Raw genomic sequence first — 1,113 nt, 5'->3', positions numbered from 1 at the left:
GGCGGTTGCAGGAGCTGAGTGCAACACGGTTATTGAATTAAAGCTGGAGCATCATGCCGCATAACCAAGGCTTCCTGCATCACCTCGCCCATGACTTCGATCGGGCACTTGAAATCAAAGCGTTTACGGGGGCGCATATTCAGTTCCAAGGCGATGGCATTCAATTGCTCTTGGCTGTGTACCGACAAGTCAGTCCCCTTGGGCAAGTACTGGCGAATCAGGCCGTTGATGTTTTCGTTGCTGCCGCGCTGCCAGGGGCTGTGCGGGTCGCAGAAGTAGATCGCCACGCCGGTTCTTTGGGTGATCTCGGCATGTCGCGCCATCTCCCGGCCCTGGTCGTAGGTCATACTCTTGCGCATCGCCAGCGGCATGCCATTAAGCGCTGCACTGAAGCCCTCCATCGCCGAGGTCGCCGTTGCGTCGTTCATCTTCACCAGCATCAGGTAGCCACTGGTGCGCTCCACCAACGTGCCTACCGACGAGGCGTTGGCCTTACCCTTGATCAGGTCGCCCTCCCAATGCCCCGGCATCAGCCGGTCTTCGATCTCTGGCGGGCGCACATGAATGCTGACCATTTCAGGGATCTGGCCGCGCCGATCCACGCCACCAGAGCGCGGCCGGCGCGTCGTCTTGCCTTGGCGCAGACAGATGATCAGCTCCTTACGCAGCTCACCCACTGGCAGGGCATAGATCGCGTTGTAGATCGTCTCGCGACAGACGTAGGCATCTCGCAGGTTGGGTATGGTCATGCTGCGCAGCTTGCCGGCAATCTGCTCGGGAGACAAACGCTTACGCAGCATGTGGGCCACCAACTTGAAGCGCTCGCTACCCGGCAACAGCTTTCGTTTCGGTCGACAGCGTTGGCGGCGGGCCTGCATCTGCTGCTGGGCCACGCGGGCCGAGTAGCTGCCACAGGCATCTCGATTGCGGCGCAGCTCGCGACTGATGGTCGAAGGGGATCGGGTGATCAAGCAAGCAATCTTGCGTAGGCTGAACCCTTGGGCACGGCCGATTTGAATGGTGGCGCGTTCTTCAACGCTGAGTTCGGAATAGGACATAGGGGCAGCACGGTACCGGAAAGGTCAGGTGTTGCACTCAGTTTTCGCGGCCGCC

At 60.1% G+C, this 1,113-nt stretch carries 1 protein-coding gene; it reads right to left on the bottom strand.

Annotated elements, in window-relative coordinates; genetic code table 11:
• Positions 1-29 precede the first annotated feature (29 nt).
• Positions 30-1,058 (bottom strand): IS30 family transposase, encoded by a 1,029-nt coding sequence (locus MJ643_RS30395; RefSeq protein WP_247727278.1) that lies wholly within the window; start codon positions 1,056-1,058, stop codon positions 30-32.
• Positions 1,059-1,113 lie beyond the last annotated feature (55 nt).

It is taken from the genome of Pseudomonas sp. PNPG3, from assembly GCF_023093815.1.
GTDB classification, from domain to species: domain Bacteria; phylum Pseudomonadota; class Gammaproteobacteria; order Pseudomonadales; family Pseudomonadaceae; genus Aquipseudomonas; species Aquipseudomonas asiatica.
Note: the sequence above shows the minus strand (reverse complement) of the source record. Positions and strands in the feature narration are given on the sequence as shown.